12 protein-coding genes and 1 pseudogene are annotated in these 15911 nt (G+C 61.8%); 4 read left to right on the top strand and 9 right to left on the bottom strand.

All coding sequences use genetic code 11. From position 1 onward, the window contains the following. Nucleotides 1–44: 44 nt before the first annotated feature. Together K9857_RS24990 and hutC are read right to left on the bottom strand one after the other, a co-directional pair. A complete protein-coding gene (locus tag K9857_RS24990) occupies nt 45–614 on the bottom strand; it encodes a HutD family protein (RefSeq protein WP_224540350.1) in 570 nt (189 codons plus the stop codon). After that, the gene (hutC, locus tag K9857_RS24985) at nt 611–1321 is read right to left on the bottom strand and encodes a histidine utilization repressor (RefSeq protein WP_175376584.1); all 711 of its coding nucleotides are present in this window, start codon (nt 1319–1321) and stop codon (nt 611–613) included. Before hutC ends, K9857_RS24990 begins: the two co-directional genes overlap by 4 nt. A gap of 146 nt (nt 1322–1467) precedes the next feature. On the opposite strand from hutC, the gene K9857_RS24980 reads away from it, so the two are divergent. Beyond that, on the top strand, nt 1468–2832 hold the full coding sequence (locus K9857_RS24980; RefSeq protein WP_224540349.1) for a formimidoylglutamate deiminase: 1365 nt from the start codon (nt 1468–1470) through the stop codon (nt 2830–2832). 119 nt (nt 2833–2951) lie between these two features. On the opposite strand, the gene K9857_RS24975 is transcribed toward K9857_RS24980, so the two are convergent. Continuing rightward, nucleotides 2952–3521: a lipocalin family protein gene (locus K9857_RS24975; RefSeq protein WP_224540347.1), complete on the bottom strand. Its 570-nt coding sequence runs from the start codon at nt 3519–3521 to the stop codon at nt 2952–2954. A gap of 31 nt (nt 3522–3552) precedes the next feature. After that, on the bottom strand, nt 3553–3807 hold the full coding sequence (locus tag K9857_RS24970) for an outer membrane protein assembly factor BamE (protein ID WP_224540345.1): 255 nt from the start codon (nt 3805–3807) through the stop codon (nt 3553–3555). Between the two features lie 256 nt (nt 3808–4063). Here K9857_RS24970 and K9857_RS30640 point away from each other — a divergent pair. Together K9857_RS30640 and K9857_RS30635 are read left to right on the top strand one after the other, a co-directional pair. Beyond that, nucleotides 4064–5122 (top strand): annotated as a pseudogene (locus K9857_RS30640) (cache domain-containing protein); the annotation flags it as partial. 93 nt (nt 5123–5215) lie between these two features. Further along, the gene (locus tag K9857_RS30635; RefSeq protein ID WP_372242520.1) at nt 5216–5980 is read left to right on the top strand and encodes a methyl-accepting chemotaxis protein; all 765 of its coding nucleotides are present in this window, start codon (nt 5216–5218) and stop codon (nt 5978–5980) included. A gap of 135 nt (nt 5981–6115) precedes the next feature. Here the strand turns inward: K9857_RS30635 and K9857_RS24960 are convergent, their stop codons facing one another. The 5 genes from K9857_RS24960 to K9857_RS24940 all read right to left on the bottom strand — a co-directional run bounded on the left by K9857_RS24960 (nt 6116) and on the right by K9857_RS24940 (nt 15153). Further along, nucleotides 6116–6718: a DUF924 family protein gene (locus tag K9857_RS24960; RefSeq protein ID WP_224540342.1), complete on the bottom strand. Its 603-nt coding sequence runs from the start codon at nt 6716–6718 to the stop codon at nt 6116–6118. A gap of 4 nt (nt 6719–6722) precedes the next feature. Continuing rightward, nucleotides 6723–7733, bottom strand: a complete 1011-nt coding sequence (locus tag K9857_RS24955; protein ID WP_224540340.1) for a class 1 fructose-bisphosphatase — start codon at nt 7731–7733, stop codon at nt 6723–6725. A 274-nt stretch (nt 7734–8007) separates the two neighbouring features. Further along, entirely contained in the window at nt 8008–9387 is a 1380-nt protein-coding gene (locus K9857_RS24950) for a DUF3999 domain-containing protein (protein ID WP_411961608.1), read from the bottom strand. Beyond that, complete coding sequence (locus K9857_RS24945) at nt 9384–12557, bottom strand: DUF2339 domain-containing protein (RefSeq protein ID WP_224540338.1); 3174 nt, start codon at nt 12555–12557, stop codon at nt 9384–9386. Before K9857_RS24945 ends, K9857_RS24950 begins: the two co-directional genes overlap by 4 nt. Nucleotides 12558–12702: 145 nt before the next feature. Further along, the gene (locus K9857_RS24940) at nt 12703–15153 is read right to left on the bottom strand and encodes a glycogen/starch/alpha-glucan phosphorylase (protein ID WP_224540336.1); all 2451 of its coding nucleotides are present in this window, start codon (nt 15151–15153) and stop codon (nt 12703–12705) included. Between the two features lie 257 nt (nt 15154–15410). On the opposite strand from K9857_RS24940, the gene K9857_RS24935 reads away from it, so the two are divergent. Continuing rightward, nucleotides 15411–15848, top strand: coding sequence for a YkgJ family cysteine cluster protein (locus tag K9857_RS24935; RefSeq protein ID WP_224540352.1), 438 nt, complete (start codon nt 15411–15413; stop codon nt 15846–15848). Nucleotides 15849–15911: the final 63 nt, after the last annotated feature.

Below are 15911 nucleotides of genomic sequence, written 5' to 3'. Positions count from 1 at the left end.
CCGGACCTGTAGGAGCGAGGCTTGCCCGCGAATAGGGTTTTGGATCAGCGTGCAGTCAGTTCGATAACGCAGCAGGCGCCATTGCTGGCGACTTCAATCAAACCATTGTTACCGTCAAGCTGCAGGCAGTCATGGTGACCGAGCTGTGAAGCATTGTTACCGACCTTCACCGCCAGCGCATCACTCACGCTGAACACCAGCAAAGTCTCCGCCTCGCTGAAAAACCGCTGCTCGCCTTCCAGCCACTGCAACCGCGCGCTGTAACGCTGCGGTGCATAGATGAGGTTGAAGTCGCGGATCGGTCCGCCGAGCAGTGTGCAGGCAACCTTGCTCTCGCCGCTGAAGGCGAATGGGTCCAGCGGTAACAGTGGCCGGGTGTCGCTGCCGTCTACGGACAGGGTCATGCCGTCGCCCTGCAGTACGGTGATGATCCGCTCATAACCGGCGAAGGTGGAAAACCCGCCCGACTCGCCGATGTCGGCAATCGACAGGCGCCAGCCGAAGCCATCCAGGCCGGTGCCGGCATCGCGGGTGATTTCTTCGGTGCTGCCGCCGCCGTTTTTCCACGGCATGCGCGGATAGTCTTTGGCGCGTAGAACTTTCAATACATTCATTTGTGGAACCGACCCTCGAGACGATGACGGGAACCCGGGTGAATCAGACGAGCGGCGGTCACCGGTTGACGGCCAGACCAGGTGCGGCGGCGAATCAGCAGGCACGGCTCGCCCTTTTCAATCTGCAGCAACTTGCATTCGGACGACTCGGCCAGAATCGCCTCGACCACGTGCTCGCCTTCGGTCAGCGGCGCGACCTGGTTCAGATAGGCGTACGGGGTTTGCAGGGTGAAGTCCTGCTTGAGGTATTCCGGCGCCACCAGCGCGTTGACGAAGCGGTCTTCGATCTGCACCGGAATGTCGTTTTCGAAATGCACGATCAGCGAGTGGAACACCTTCTGCCCTTCGCGCATGTCCAGCGCCAGCGCGCGCTCGGAACCGGCGGCCTCTTCCTCCAGAGTGATGACCTGGCAGGTATGACGATGGCCGCGCGAAGCGATCTCGTCGGCGATGTTGTGCACTTCGAACAGCGCGGACTGGCTTTTCGGCTCGGCGACGAAGGTGCCGACACCCTGCATGCGCACCAGCAACCCATCGGCAGTCATCTCGCGCAGGGCGCGGTTGATGGTCATGCGGCTGAAGCCCAATTGGCTGACCAGCTCGCTTTCCGACGGAACGCGGTAGTGCGGCGGCCACGCGCCGCTGTCGATTTGCTGGGTGATCATTTGTTTGACGCGGGCGTACAAGGGCGCCGGACTGTCGCCCATGTTCGCGGCCAACGGAGAGACTGGAGGCGGAGTCGGCACGATGGATCCTTGGTCGTTTGGTTGAGATTGCTAGCTTGCCGGAGTTTACCGGGCAGGCAAACGTCTGTATATGTATATACAAATAACACACGATGGGGTGCTGAACCATGTCCGCCTTCTTTGCCGAACGCGCGCTGCTGCCTAGTGGATGGGCCAACAATGTACGTCTTGAGGTCAACGCCGAGGGCGTGCTGACCCAAATCCAGGCCGATTCCCATGCAGATGGTGCCGAACGGCTGAGCGGCCCGCTGTTGCCGGGCATGCCGAATCTGCACTCCCACGCCTTCCAGCGGGCGATGGCTGGCCTTGCGGAAGTGGCGGGCAATCCGAACGACAGTTTCTGGACCTGGCGCGATCTGATGTATCGCCTCGTCGGAAAGATCAGCCCTGAGCAACTGGGTGTCATCGCTCGCCAGCTGTACATCGAAATGCTCAAGGCCGGTTACACCTCCGTCGCCGAGTTTCACTACGTGCACCACGACACCAGCGGCCAGCCTTATGCCGATCCGGCCGAGCTGGCCTTGCGTATCAGCCAGGCCGCGACCGACGCCGGCATCGGCCTGACCCTGTTGCCGGTGCTCTACAGCCACTCAGGTTTCGGCGGCCAGACGCCGAACGAAGGCCAGCGCCGTTTCATCAACAGCACCGAGAACTACCTGAAGCTGCAATCGCGCCTGCAACCTCTGCTGGCTCAGCAGAAAGCTCAGTCGCTGGGATTGTGTTTCCACTCGTTGCGCGCGGTCACGCCGCAGCAGATCAGCGACGTGCTGGCGGCCAGCGACAAGCAATGCCCGGTGCACATCCACATCGCCGAGCAGCAGAAGGAAGTCGACGACTGCCTGACCTGGAGCGGCCGCCGCCCCCTGCAATGGCTGTACGAAAACGTCGAGGTCGATCAGCGCTGGTGCCTGGTTCACGCCACCCACGCCAACCCGGAAGAAATCACGCTGATGGCCAAGAGTCGCGCCATCGCCGGCCTGTGCCTGACCACCGAAGCCAACCTCGGCGATGGGATTTTCCCGGCAGTGGATTTCCTCGCCCAGGGCGGACGCATGGGTATCGGTTCCGACAGCCATGTGTCCTTGAGCGTGGTGGAAGAATTGCGCTGGCTGGAATACGGCCAGCGCCTGCGCGATCAGCGGCGTAACCGCCTGTATGGCGCGGATCAGCCGATGGTCGGCCGCACGCTGTTCGATGCCGCACTGGATGGCGGTGCCCAGGCGCTGGGTCAGGCGATTGGGGCATTGGAAGTCGGCAAGCGCGCAGATTGGCTGGTGCTGGACGGCAGTGATCCGTATCTGGCGACAGCGAGTGGTGACGGGATTTTGAATCGCTGGTTGTTTGCCGGTGGTGATCGTCAGGTGCGTGATGTGCTGGTCAACGGCCAGTGGGTCGTGCGTGATGGGCGCCATGCCGGGGAAGAGGAAAGCAGCCAGGCGTTTACCCAAGTCCTGCGCGACCTTCTGGGCTAACACAAAACAAAATGTGGGAGCGGGCTTGCTCGCGAAGGGGCCGTGTCAGTCGACATATCTGTTGACTGACCACCGCTTTCGCGAGCAAGCCCGCTCCCACATTGGTTACGCGCTGATCCTTAGTTCGAAGTCTTAGCCATCTGCGTATCCGTCGCCCGCCAGATCAGTCGAGTGGTGTCGTAACCCTGCTGACGTGCCTTGCTCAGCAACTCTTCACGCACCACCCCGTTGACGGTCGGCGTGCGCGACAGCAGCCACAGATAACGACGACTCGGATCGCCGACGATGGCGGTCTTGTAGTCGTCGCTGACGTACAGCACCCAGTATTCGCCCTTCGCCACACCCGGAATCAGGCGCGAGAACCAGGTATCGAACTCGACCCACAACTTGTCGGTCTTGCCCGGCACCTGTGGATAAGCCGTGCCCTTGACCTCTTCCCACTCCCACTGCGGCGTCAGGCAGCGATTGAGCACTGCCACGTTACCGTCAGGCTTGAGCGTGTAATGGGCTTCGGATTGCGCGCAGTCGCGCTGGAAGTACATCGGCAGACGCGCCAACTCGTACCAGGTGCCCTGGTAACGCTTGAGGTTCACGCTGCTGACAGTCTTCGGCGCCAACGTATCCTGGCCAGACGTGGCGCAGCCGGCCAATACCAGGCCGGCAAAAAGCATGATCAATAACCGCTTCATTATTTTTCTCCCGAGGGCTGAGCGCCCCGGTTTACTTCAGGCCTTGGCCGGAAAACATCAGCACCTTGTCACCGGCATACTGCACGCTGATAAAGCTGTTCTTGTCGCCCCAGGTGCAACTGGACATGCCGAGCGCGCCGGAACAATCGGCGGGTTTGCCCAGCAGGTTTTCAACCTCGGCCTTGTTCATTCCAGACTCGAGCTTGGAGTAGTTTTCCTGATTGACCTTGCTGCACGCAGCCAACAACACGCAGAACGAAAGCAAGGCGATGGATCGCAGGGACATTGGGTAACTCCGGGGGCGATGGGGATTGGCATGACTGCCAAACAGATCCTTAGAAGACCAAACAGCGATCTGGTTCCCTCGCCGGGCGCCTATTTATGGGGCCGCTCGTCTCTTTCAGCCGGGAAATCAATCACGTTGTGAAGCTGTCGTGCATTTCGTCGTTTTTATCTAAAAACGACTAATCTTTGGCGCTGCTCAGCCGACATGCAGTGCAGCGCAATGCTCACGGACGAGGAAATTGCCCCCTTTGTCGACAATGCCTCCGTGCGGTATTCATCCAATGACCAGAAACATGAAGTTCAGCCACAAGATCCTGTCGGCTGCTGCCCTCGTGGTGGCCATCGCATTCGCCTGTTTCATCCTGTTCAACGACTATCGCCAGCGCCAGACGCTGCGCAGCAGTACCGAAGCGTCAATGCAGGAAATGGGCAGCCTGACCACCAGCAACATCCAGACCTGGCTGGTGGGCCGCATCCAGCTGCTGCAGTCGATGTCCCAGCAGCTCAGCGCGGATGGCAGTTCTGCGGACAGCCTCAAGCGCGTCATCGACCTGCCCGCCTACACCGGCAACTTCCAGCTGAGCTACTTCGGCGGTAACGATGGCGTGATGTTCTCGATCCCGGCGGGCAACCGTCCGGCGGACTACGATCCACGCGCCCGCGGCTGGTACAAGTCGGCCAACAGCGCGCAGCAGACCATCGTCACCGAACCCTACATCGCCACCTCGTCCGGCAAGCTGGTAATCACCGTGGCGACACCGGTGCAGCGTCAGGGCCAGATGATCGGTGTGGCCGGGGCCGACATCGACCTGTCCAGCGTCAGCGCGATCATCAACTCGCTGAACTTCGGCGGCCACGGCCACGCGTTCATCGTCGGCGCCGACGGCAAGATCCTGATCCACCCGGACAGCAAGCTGGTGCTCAAGAGCCTGGTCGAGGCCTACCCGAGCGACACCCCGAAAGTCAGCCCGGGCATGAAGGAAGTCGAGATCGACGGCAAGCGCCAGTTCATCTCCTTCACCCACGTCAACGGCGTGCCGTCGGCCGATTGGTACGTGGCACTGGTGCTCGACCAGGAAACCGCGTTCTCGATGCTCAGCGAATTCCGCACTTCGGCGATCGTCGCCATGGTGATTGCGGTGGTGATCATCATCGCGTTGCTGGGCATGCTGATCAGCTTCCTGATGCAGCCGTTGCTGGCCATGGGTCGCGCCATGCATGATATCGCCGAAGGCGAAGGTGACCTGACCAAGCGCCTGACCATTCACGGCCACGACGAGTTCGGCGCGCTGGGGCTGTCGTTCAACCGTTTCGTCGAACGTATCCACACCTCGATCACCGAAGTGTCCTCGGCCACCGGCCAGGTCAACGAAGTGGCGCTGCGCGTGGTGGCGGCTTCCAACTCGTCGATGTTCAATTCCGACCAGCAGGCTTCGCGCACCAGCAGCGTGGCCGCGGCGATCAACCAGCTCGGCGCCGCCGCCCAGGAAATCGCCCAGAACGCAGCCCTCGCTTCCCAGCATTCCAGCGATGCCCGCTCCCTGGCCGAGGAAGGCCAGCAGGTGGTGGATAAGACCATCACGGCGATGCATCAGCTGTCGGCGAAGATCAGCGATTCGTGCGGCAACATCGAGACGCTCAACAGCAACACGGTCAACATCGGGCAGATTCTGGAAGTGATCACCAGCATCTCCCAGCAGACCAACCTGCTGGCCCTGAACGCCGCCATCGAAGCAGCCCGCGCCGGTGAAGCCGGTCGCGGTTTCGCGGTGGTCGCCGACGAAGTGCGCAACCTCGCCCACCGCACCCAGGACTCGGCGCAGCAAGTGCAGAAGATGATCGAAGAGCTGCAAGTCGGCGCCCGCGAAGCGGTCAGCACCATGACCGACAGCCAGCGTCAGAGCGAAAGCAGCGTGGGCATCGCCAACCAGGCCGGCGAACGCCTGGGCAGCGTGACCCAGCGCATCGGCGAAATCGACGGCATGAACCAGTCGGTCGCCACCGCCACCGAAGAACAGACCGCCGTGGTGGAATCGATCAACGTCGACATCACCGAAATCAACACCCTGAACCAGGAAGGCGTGGAAAACCTGCAATCGACCCTGCGCGCCTGCGCCGATCTTGAGCAACAGGCGGCGCGGTTGAAGCAGTTGGTGGGTAGCTTCAGGATCTAGGGCGCTCCCGCCGCCCCCTTCGCGGGCACGCCTCGCTCCTACAGGGTTTAGTGTCGTACACGGAATCTGCGTACAACAACAATCACTGTAGGAGCGAGGCTTGCCCGCGAAGAGGCCATCACTGGCGAGGGAGATTCAGAACCTTGAACCAGGCTTGCTCAAAAACTCCAGTTCCTCAGCCGTAGACTTCCGCCCCAACACCTCATTGCGATGAGGAAACCGCCCAAACCGGGCAATCACCTTCTGATGCTTTTCGGCATAGTCCAGGTAATCGGCAAACAGTGCCTGATCGCTTTCCGGCTGCTGCGCGACTAATTCGATGTAACGCGAGATGCATTCGTTCTGCACCGCCAGGTGTTCGCAGTGCTCCAGCACCAGGTAGATGAACACCCGCTGGATCGGCTGCAGTTGCCGGTCGAAATCCGCGGCGATGCCTTGGGCCACCAGGGCCTGGGCTCTGATGTCACCGGAGTAGGCTTTGGGGGAATCGCGAAAGAGCATGCGTGGCAGTTGATCGAGCAACAGCACCAGGGCCAGCCAACCTTCGGAGCGTTGCGCCCAGTCGGTCAATCCGCCGGCCAGTGCCTGTTCGACCAGGTCCCCGAAACGCGTGCGCGCTTCGAGGTCCTGACTGTCACGCTTGCCGAACCATAACTTGCCCTTCTGTGCCGCCACTTCCTTCGCTGATCCGGATGTTCCGAACCACCATTCGAGCAACGGCTGCCAGGGCTCGTTCATGGTTTTACTCCTTGTGGTACGCCGTGGCGCGGGCCACTTCTTCTTTCGAGCCCAGGAACACCGCGCAACGCTGGTGCAGGCCTTCAGGCTGGATGTCGAGGATGCGCTGGTGGCCGTTGGTGGAAGCGCCGCCCGCTTGTTCGACGAGGAACGACATCGGGTTGGCTTCGTACATCAGACGCAGTTTGCCCGGCTTGGATGGCTCGCGGCTGTCGCGTGGGTACATGAACAGACCGCCACGGGTCAGGATGCGGTGCACGTCCGCGACCATCGCGGCAACCCAGCGCATGTTGTAGTTCTTCTTCAGCGGGCCTTCCTCGCCAGCCAGCAGTTCGCTGACGTAACGCTGTACCGGGGCTTCCCAGTGACGCTGGTTGGACATGTTGATCGCGAATTCCTGGGTGGACTCAGGAATGGTGATGTTTTCGTGGGTCAGGACGAAGCTGCCCATTTCGCGGTCCAGGGTGAAGCCTTTCACGCCGTCGCCCAGGGTCAGGACCAGCATGGTCTGTGGACCGTAGATCGCGTAACCGGCGGCGACCTGCTGGGTGCCTGGCTGCAGGAAGGCCTTTTCGTTCAGGGCTTCGTTCTGGCTCAGGTATTCGTTAGGGCAACGCAGTACCGAGAAGATGGTGCCGACCGGGGCGTTGATGTCGATGTTCGACGAACCGTCCAGCGGGTCGAATACCAGCAGGTAGGCGCCTTTCGGGTATTTGCCCGGGATCTGGTAGGCGTTATCCATTTCTTCGGACGCCATGCCGGCCAGGTGACCGCCCCATTCGTTGGCTTCGAGCAGGATTTCGTTGGAGATCACGTCGAGCTTCTTCTGCACTTCGCCCTGAACGTTTTCAGTGCCCATGCTGCCCAGTACGCCGCCCAGGGCGCCTTTGGAAACGGCGTGGCTGATCTCCTTGCAAGCACGCGCCACCACTTCGATCAGGAAGCGCAGATCGGCAGGAGTGTTGTTGCTGCGGGTCTGCTCAATCAAATAGCGACTCAAGGTAACGCGGGACATGGAAGGCTCCGAGGAATGGGGGGCTAAAAACCCGCGCAGTTTAGCGCGAGTCGGGGCGCATTGCCTCCTATCAGACGGAATCGGCTCAAGAGAGTTCATGCGCGGGGATGAGCGTAGATGGAAATGGGCCGGATGTAGGTCGGGGAATGGTGATGGTTTCAAGATTTTCTTTGCCCATTCGACCGTATTCGCGAGCAAGCCCGCTCCCACATTTGGAATGCGTATACCTGTGGGAGCGGGCTTGCTCGCGAATGGCGCGCAGCGCCAGCCATTCTCAGGTGTTTTCAGGTGGCTTGCGCAACAGGCTGAACGCCATCGCCCCCAGAAACAGCACGCTAAGCAACAAGACCGCCCACAGCCCGAACTTCTTCCAGTCGGTACCCACCGGCATCTGAACGGGCTTGGCAGCAACCACTGCCGCGCCATCAACCGAGGCCTTACCCAGTGTTGCCAGCTTCGCCGCGTCGTATTCAGGAATCAGCATCGACAACGGCAGGCTCGCCGCTTTCACCGTCGCGCTACCCAGCGCCAGCACATAAGGCCCCGGTCCCCGCGCCAGAAACACCAGTTGCGTGGCGCGCACGGCAAACTTCAGAGCAGGCGCCTGTTCGCCAAGGCCACCACCGCGCTCGTCCACCGTCAGTCTCAATTGCTGCACGGTCTGCCCCGTGAGCTGCAATTCGTTCTGCACCACATCCTCGCCGTTCTGGGTCAGGCGATAGAGCAGACCATTGCTGACCGGCTGCCACGGCAAACTGCTGTCGCGCCGCGCGGATAAGGTCACGGGCGCCAGGCTGTTGGACTGATCCAGAGCGACCTGCACCCGTTCGACGTTCAGCCCCATCGGCAATTGCCAGGTGTACTCACCAGCCTTTGCCGAGTTGCCGGCCAGCGCTTGCGACCACGACAACGGCAGCGGCAGGCTGCGCGGACTGCCGCTTTGCAGCTGCGCCGAAGTCAGCACGGGCGCCGATCGCGGCGTGCTCCACAGCAACCGCAGATAACGCGCCGACTGCCCCGGCAGGCCGACTTGATGTTGCTCGACCCGCTCGTCGGCCAGGGTCAGACGCGCCACCTGCCCTTCGCCCCATGATTGCCAATGCTGCAGATCGTCGCTGGCCTCGATGGTGAAACGCTGGAAGCCATCGCGCTCGCTGGTCCAGTCGAGAATCAATTGCTGCAACGGCGCTTTGATCGCGCTGGCATCGAGCAGCCAGCCACGCAATTCTTCCTCGCCCGCCTCCAACTGACTGGAGGGCTGAACCTCGACCAACGCGCCATTGGCACTCGATTGCACCCGCACGCTCGGCGCACGTTCGGTGTCGTCCGCCGAGTTGTACAGGGGGAACCATTTGACGTCGGTCAGCGTGCGATTCTCGTCGGTTTTCGCCGCTTCCCGGGCCAGGGAATACGCCTGCGGCTGACCCGCGGCGTTGAACACCCGCACATCGCCCAGATCGGTTTGCCGCGCATTGAGCAGAACGGCCAGAGGCAACTCCAGGCGATACCATGGGCCGTTGCCGCTCACCGTCAACGGAACCTGCGTGGCGAAATCCGCCGGCTTTTCCTCGGCAGCCGCCGTCAGCGCCACCCCCATTGCAGCCACGCCAATCACCGCCACGCCCAACCAGTTTAGGTTCAGCATCTGACTCAAGACGACACTCCTTCGGTTTCGGGTGCCGGTTTTTCCGCGTCCGGCAACGCTTCGGCGCGCTTGGGCGGCAGCGGGGCGAAATAGCCCACCACCAGCAGCAACACGCCAACGCCAATGAACGAGACGATCCGGGCAAGTCCGCCGCGGTTGCTCAATTCGACAAATAACAGTTTGGCCACCACCACGCCGATCAGCGCCGCGCCGATCAGCCAGACTTCGCGGCGATGTCGCAGGTGTCCGCCGATCATCAGCGCCAGGGCCATCAGGGTCCAGACGATCGACAGCCCGGCCTGGACCCGCATCGATTCGAGCAACGCATCCAACTCGAACGGCACACCGCTCCAGTGATGGGCCGCGCGCATCACCATGGCGGTGAAGAAGGCGAACAGCGAAACGCCGACGACCGCCTGCGTGGCCTGACTCAGATAACGCGTGTCGATCGACAGCTGCGTCGAGGCGCTGCGGGACCAGACGTAGACGCCAAACAGCGCGAACAACAGGCCCAGTTCCAGCGGATTGAGCAATGGCACATACGGCAGCGGCTCGGCGTTGCCTTCGCTGAAGACATTGGCCAGCCAGAACCAGCCCAGCATCAACAGCGCCAGCGGCGCCGCCGCCAGAACGCGGTACTCGCGCGAATGCGCCGACACCGGCCACGGCCAGTTTCGCGGCGCGGCCATCATCACCAGATACAGGCTCGGCAGAATCGCCCAACCCAGCCAGCGCCAGGCGTTGTACTGCTCGGACATCAGCAGCAGGCCGTATCGCAGCTCCAGCGCCAGCACGCCGATCAGCAACCAGCAACCCATGACGTGCGCCCCGCTCAAGGCCCACGCTGGCAACATCGGCGCCAGACGGCGCAGCGAGATGAAATGCACACTGAACAGCGCCGCCCACGCCAGCCAGCCGAAGTCGGCGGCCGGGTGATAACGCGAATGCCAGGCGGCTTGCAGGATCAGGGCGGCAGCGGGGATCAACAGCGTGCAGAGCAAACCCAGTGCCGGCCATTTCAGGCGCTGCGCCAGCACCGCCCAAAGCGCAACGCTCAGCGCCGCGACGGTTAACAACAGCGTTGCTTGCAGATCCATCGGGGCGAAACGCATCACTTCACTGCTCCACGCGAACGTCCACCAGGCAGCGCCCCAAAACAGCAGGCCCTCGGACAATCGCTGCAGATTCATTCCAGCGAAGGCAGTACTGCCAACCTGCAAGCGCCAGGCCCCAACCAGACCCGCGACACCCAGCATCAGCGGCGCCCAGAACCCGCCGTGGGCCAACGGACGCAAACCTTCCTCGAACAGCAGCCCGTCCACCAGGAACACCACGCCACCGAGCAATTGCACGGTCATCGCCGTAAACACAAAGGTCCGCGACACCAGCGGCAGACCGACAAACAAGGTGATCAATCCGGCCAATGCCCAACTGATCGCCGTGCCTTGGGCGAAGAAAAACAGCGGCGCCAGCAGATAGAGGAACGACAGGCCAAGACACGCAAGCATCGGCGAGCCCTTGCGCTCCCACGACGACGTGCGCTCAGGTTGCGCCTTGTGCAATTGAAGGAAGCTGAACAGCAACGCCACGCCCAGCATCAGCGCGCCCAACGGCACGCCCTTGAGCAAGCTGCTCTCGCCCTCGCCCAGCTCGCTGAAGAACGCCAGTGCTGAGCCCAGTTGCAGCAGCAAGGCGAAGGCTCGGGCCATCTGTCGTTGCTGGCGCAGGCCGAGCCAGAAAATCCCCGCGCCTTCCACCGCCCAGGCGGCTGTGGTCCAGCGTGCATCCAGCCCCAGGGGAATCGCCAGGCTGGTGAAAATCACGCCGATGGCCAGGCAGGTTTCCGCCAGCAACACGGTACGACCCGCGAACAGCAAACGGGCCAGCCCCATGTACAGAATGCCCAGCGCCAGAGCGCTGAAGGCGGCGGCGAACTCCATGTGTTGCACCAGCGCGAACTGCAGGCCAAAGCCCACCAATGGAGGACCGAACAGCAGCGTGCCATCAACGTAATCGCCCTTGCGCGCAGCCCAGTGCAGCATTGCTTCGCGACTTTCCTCCTGCGGCGCATCACTCGTTTCCAGCAGCTTGCGCCGGGCGAACAGCAGGCCGATGACGAGATACATCAGGAAGAACAGAATCAGGAACGGTTCGGTGCTCCATAACAGCTCCGGCGTGTAGGAGCGTGCGCCCCAGGCGAAGCCGATGCCGAAGGTGCCGACGAAACCGATCACGTTGAGCAGGCGCCAGGCCTTGAACCAGGCGATGGCCAGAATGCCGGCGTTGAGCAGGGCGAAATAGCTGAACAGCGCGACGTGACTGCCTTCACCGGTGGACGCCAGCAGTGGCGCGGCGAAACCGCCCAGCGCGGCGGCGGCAGCCAGTCCGATGGAGTCCTGAGTGATGGCGAGAATGGCCGAGAACACCGTCACCGCCACCAGCAGCCCGAACGCTGCCGACGGATCCAGCAACGGGTGCAGACGCATCGCGGCGAAGACCGTCAGGTACAGCACCGCGACCCCGGTGCCTTGCAGGATCAACGCGTAATTGCCGTTGCGCGCCCTCAGCCACCAACCCAGACCCAACAGGCCCAGCGCGGCGGCCGCGACACCGGCATAACGCAGCTCAATCGGCACCACCACGCCTTCGGTGGCGTAGCGCAGCAGGAAAGCCAGACCGAGGAACAACAGCACCACGCCGACGCGCAGTACGGTGTTGCCGCCAAACAGCCACGCGCGAGCGGCGCTGATGGCGCGTTCGATGACGTTGGGTTCTCGGGGGATTGCCGGTTGTGGTGATTGACGCGGGGTGGATGCGGATTTCCACGGATCGTCGGTTAGAGGTCGTACCGGCTCAAGCTCCGGCGGCAACTCCCAGACCAGCTCAGGGGATTCAACAGGGGTAACGATTTGCGGCGTGCTATCGCTGACGGGTTGAGGCGCCTCGGGCGTCGTGACACCAGACACCTCCAGCAAGTCCAGCCGCTGCTCTACGCCATGCAACGCAACCCGCGCCTGCTCCAGCAATTTCTGCTGCTCATTGGCCTGCGAATCCAACCGGGCAATGCGAACGGCCTGCCCCACCGCCAATCCGAATAACCCGCCCAGCAGCGCATCGCCGAACGACTCATCGAGTATCCAGCCCAGCACCAGGCCAATCAGCATCAACATCCATTGCATGAGGCGAAATCCTTGATCGCAATCCTGAAAGACTAGCGTAGCCAGCCCAAAAAGATCGCAGCCTTCGGCAGCTCCTACAAAGGGATGCGTTCCCCTTTAGGAGCTGCCGAAGGCTGCGATCTTTTGCGCTTTTAAGAGGTGGAGTTTATCCCAACGCCTTCCAGATATCCGTGGCGTATTCGCGAATCGTCCGGTCCGAGGAGAACCAGCCCATGCGCGCGGTGTTCAGCACTGCTGAACGCCACCACTGCTGGGAGTCGTGCCAATGGGCTTCGACTCGCATCTGCGCGTTCCAGTAGGAATCGAAATCGGCGCAGACGAAGAAGCGGTCGTAATCCACCAAGGAATCGATCAGCCCGGCGTAACGCGCCGGATCATCCGGCGAGAACACCCCGCCGCGAATCGCCTGCAGTACGTCATTGAGCCGATGGGACGCGGCGATGTCCGGCACCGCGCTGAACTCGTGATTCTGTTTGCGCGCTTCCACCTGCTGGGCGCTGAGGCCGAAGATGAACATGTGCTCGGAACCGATGCGCTCGCACATTTCCACGTTGGCGCCGTCCAGGGTGCCGATGGTCAGCGCGCCGTTCAGGCCGAACTTCATGTTGCTGGTGCCCGAGGCCTCGAAACCGGCGGTGGAAATCTGCTCGGACAAGTCCGCCGCCGGAATGATGCTTTCCGCCAGGCTGACGTTGTAGTTGGGCAGGAACACCACCTTGAGCAAACCGCGTACGGTCGGGTCGTTGTTCACCACCCGGGCGATGTCGTTGGTCAGCTTGATGATCAGCTTGGCCTGGTGATAACTGGCCGCGGCTTTGCCGGCGAAGATCTTCACCCGCGGCACCCAGTCGATTTCCGGCTCCGCGCGAATCGCCTGATACAGCGCCACGGTGTGCATCAGGTTGAGCAACTGGCGCTTGTATTCGTGGATCCGTTTGACCTGCACGTCGAACATCGCCGCCGGGTTGACCGCGATCCCCAGCCGCTCATGAATGATGTACGCCAGAGCTTTTTTGCTGTGCAGGCGCTGTTCGGCGAAGGCCTTGCGGAATGAAGCCTGCTCGGCAAACGGTTCCAGGCCGAGCAAACGTTCCTCTGGGCTGTCCAGCACATCCGGACCGAGGGCGTCGACCAGCATCGAGGTCAATTCCTGGTTCGACTGGAACAGCCAGCGGCGGAAGGTGATGCCGTTGGTTTTGTTGTTGATCCGCTCCGGGTAGAGCTTATGCAGCTCGGAGAACACCGTCTTGCGCATCAGTTGCGTATGCAGCCCCGACACGCCGTTGACGCTGTGGGAACCAAGGAACGCCAGGTTGCCCATACGCACGCGACGACCGTTGTCCTCTTCGATCAGCGACACCGCGCGCAGCACGTCGAAATCGTGGATGCCCTTGGCTCGCAGCGAATCGATGTGCTGGGCGTTGATCAGATAGATGATCTGCATGTGCCGCGGCAGCATGCGCTCCATCAGGCCCACCGGCCAGGTTTCCAGGGCTTCGGGCAGCAGCGTGTGGTTGGTGTAGGACAGCGTATCGACAGTCACCTGCCAGGCCGCATCCCACGCCACGTCATACACGTCGACCAGTTGCCGCATCAGTTCAGCAACGGCAATCGAGGGGTGGGTGTCGTTGAGCTGGATCGCCGCATGATCGCCCAGGGTCAGCACCGAGGTGTGCATGTTGCGATGGCGGCGCAGCAAGTCCTGCAAGGAAGCGGCGACGAAGAAATATTCCTGGCGCAGGCGCAGTTCCTGGCCGGCTTCAGTGCTGTCCGCCGGATAGAGCACGCGAGAGATGCTTTCGGCCCGGGCCACTTCCGCCACCGCGCCCAAGTGGTCGCCAGCGTTGAAGCGTTCCAGGTGCAGATCTTCCATGGCCCGGGCGCGCCACAGACGCAGCGTGTTCACGCTCGCCCCGCGCCAGCCCACCACGGGCGTGTCGTAGGCAATGGCCCGCACTGTTTCCGCCGGGTGCCAGACCTGCTTGGACTTGCCTTCACTGTCGGTCACAGTCTCGACGCTGCCGCCGAAGCCGATCGGGTAGACCACTTCTGGCCGCTCGAACTCCCAAGGGTTGCCGAAATCCAGCCAGTGCTCGGTTTGCTCCTGCTGCCAGCCGTCGACAATCGCCTGACGGAACAGGCCGTGTTCGTAACGAATGCCGTAGCCGTGACCAGCGATCCCGAGGGTCGACATGCTTTCCATGAAGCAAGCGGCCAGACGACCGAGGCCACCATTGCCGAGCGCCGCGTCAGGTTCGAGCAGACGGATGCGTTCGATATCGACGCCCAGCTCCGTCATCGCTTCGCGTGCCACATCGAGCAGACCGAGGTTGCTCAGGCTGTCGTAAAGCAGCCGGCCAATGAGAAATTCCAGGGAGAGGTAATAAACCCGCTTCTGACCCTTGCGGTAGATTTGCCGCGTGTGGTCCATCCAGTGCTCGACCATGTGATCGCGCGCTGCCAGCGCAATAGCTTCGAACCAGTCGTGGTCGAAGGCGTGATCAGGGTCTTTGCCCACCGCATAGGTGAGTTTGGTCAAGACGGCGTCGCGGAATGCGGCCACCTCTGCTTCGCGAACAAGTGGTTCTTGCGTCATCGATTGGACCTCGAGCGAGCTGGGAGTTCTGAGCCTAGACGGTCTGACAGGCGGTAGAGGCTCTGGTTCGGCAGTTTTTCCTGTTAGTGCGAACGGTCCGGCAATTCATTGTCGTGAGCGATAAACGATGCAGGTGTTGTGCCGGTTCAAGCCCGTTATCGGCGGATGCTGAAAAAATCTGGCGAAAGGTTGTTCAAAAATCCACCAGTCCCGGTATGATCGCGCGCCCTGATGCACACGCCTGGTAACAACCGATGATGAAGCCCACCCTGATCGCCGCCGCGGAGATCGACCGCCTCGAAACCTGGGCGAAGTATTCCGCCCCGATGTGCGGTTCATGCATATCAAGCTGCTGCACCCTGCCGGTGGAAGTCAAGATCAAGGACCTGGTGCGCATCGGCGTGGTCGATGAGTTCGAGTTGGGTGATCCGCCGAAAAACATCGCCAAGCGCCTGCAAAAGGATGGGCTGGTCGAGCGTTTCAATCAGAAAACCGGCATCTTCACGCTGCAGCGCATGAGCAACAACGATTGCTACTACCTGGATCGTAAGAGTCGCCTGTGCACCATTTATGACAAACGCCCCGATACCTGCCGCAACCACCCCAAAATCGGTCCGCGGCCGGGGTATTGCGCGTACAAGCCCAAGGAAGTTGTGCGTGAGAGCGGCGGGCGGCGGAACCTCGAGAAGTTCTGATCAGACCCGGGTTTTGCGGCGGCTGATCGGCCGTCTTCGCGGGCAAGCCTCGCTCCTACAGAT

Source organism: Pseudomonas sp. REP124 (assembly GCF_020164475.1).
GTDB lineage: Bacteria > Pseudomonadota > Gammaproteobacteria > Pseudomonadales > Pseudomonadaceae > Aquipseudomonas.
The sequence above is the reverse complement of the archived record's forward strand: the minus strand, read 5'-3'. Positions and strand labels throughout refer to the sequence as shown.

Bases quoted from the DNA above. Each gene is read 5' to 3' on its own strand.
- K9857_RS24990 (WP_224540350.1), bottom strand. From the start codon at position 614: ATGAATGTATTGAAAGTTCTACGCGCCAAAGACTATCCGCGCATGCCG.
- hutC (WP_175376584.1), bottom strand. From the start codon at position 1,321: ATGGGCGACAGTCCGGCGCCCTTGTACGCCCGCGTCAAACAAATGATC.
- K9857_RS24980 (WP_224540349.1), top strand. From the start codon at position 1,468: ATGTCCGCCTTCTTTGCCGAACGCGCGCTGCTGCCTAGTGGATGGGCC.
- K9857_RS24975 (WP_224540347.1), bottom strand. From the start codon at position 3,521: ATGAAGCGGTTATTGATCATGCTTTTTGCCGGCCTGGTATTGGCCGGC.
- K9857_RS24970 (WP_224540345.1), bottom strand. From the start codon at position 3,807: ATGTCCCTGCGATCCATCGCCTTGCTTTCGTTCTGCGTGTTGTTGGCT.
- K9857_RS30635 (WP_372242520.1), top strand. From the start codon at position 5,216: ATGTTCAATTCCGACCAGCAGGCTTCGCGCACCAGCAGCGTGGCCGCG.
- K9857_RS24960 (WP_224540342.1), bottom strand. From the start codon at position 6,718: ATGAACGAGCCCTGGCAGCCGTTGCTCGAATGGTGGTTCGGAACATCC.
- K9857_RS24955 (WP_224540340.1), bottom strand. From the start codon at position 7,733: ATGTCCCGCGTTACCTTGAGTCGCTATTTGATTGAGCAGACCCGCAGC.
- K9857_RS24945 (WP_224540338.1), bottom strand. From the start codon at position 12,557: ATGCAATGGATGTTGATGCTGATTGGCCTGGTGCTGGGCTGGATACTC.
- K9857_RS24940 (WP_224540336.1), bottom strand. From the start codon at position 15,153: ATGACGCAAGAACCACTTGTTCGCGAAGCAGAGGTGGCCGCATTCCGC.
- K9857_RS24935 (WP_224540352.1), top strand. From the start codon at position 15,411: ATGAAGCCCACCCTGATCGCCGCCGCGGAGATCGACCGCCTCGAAACC.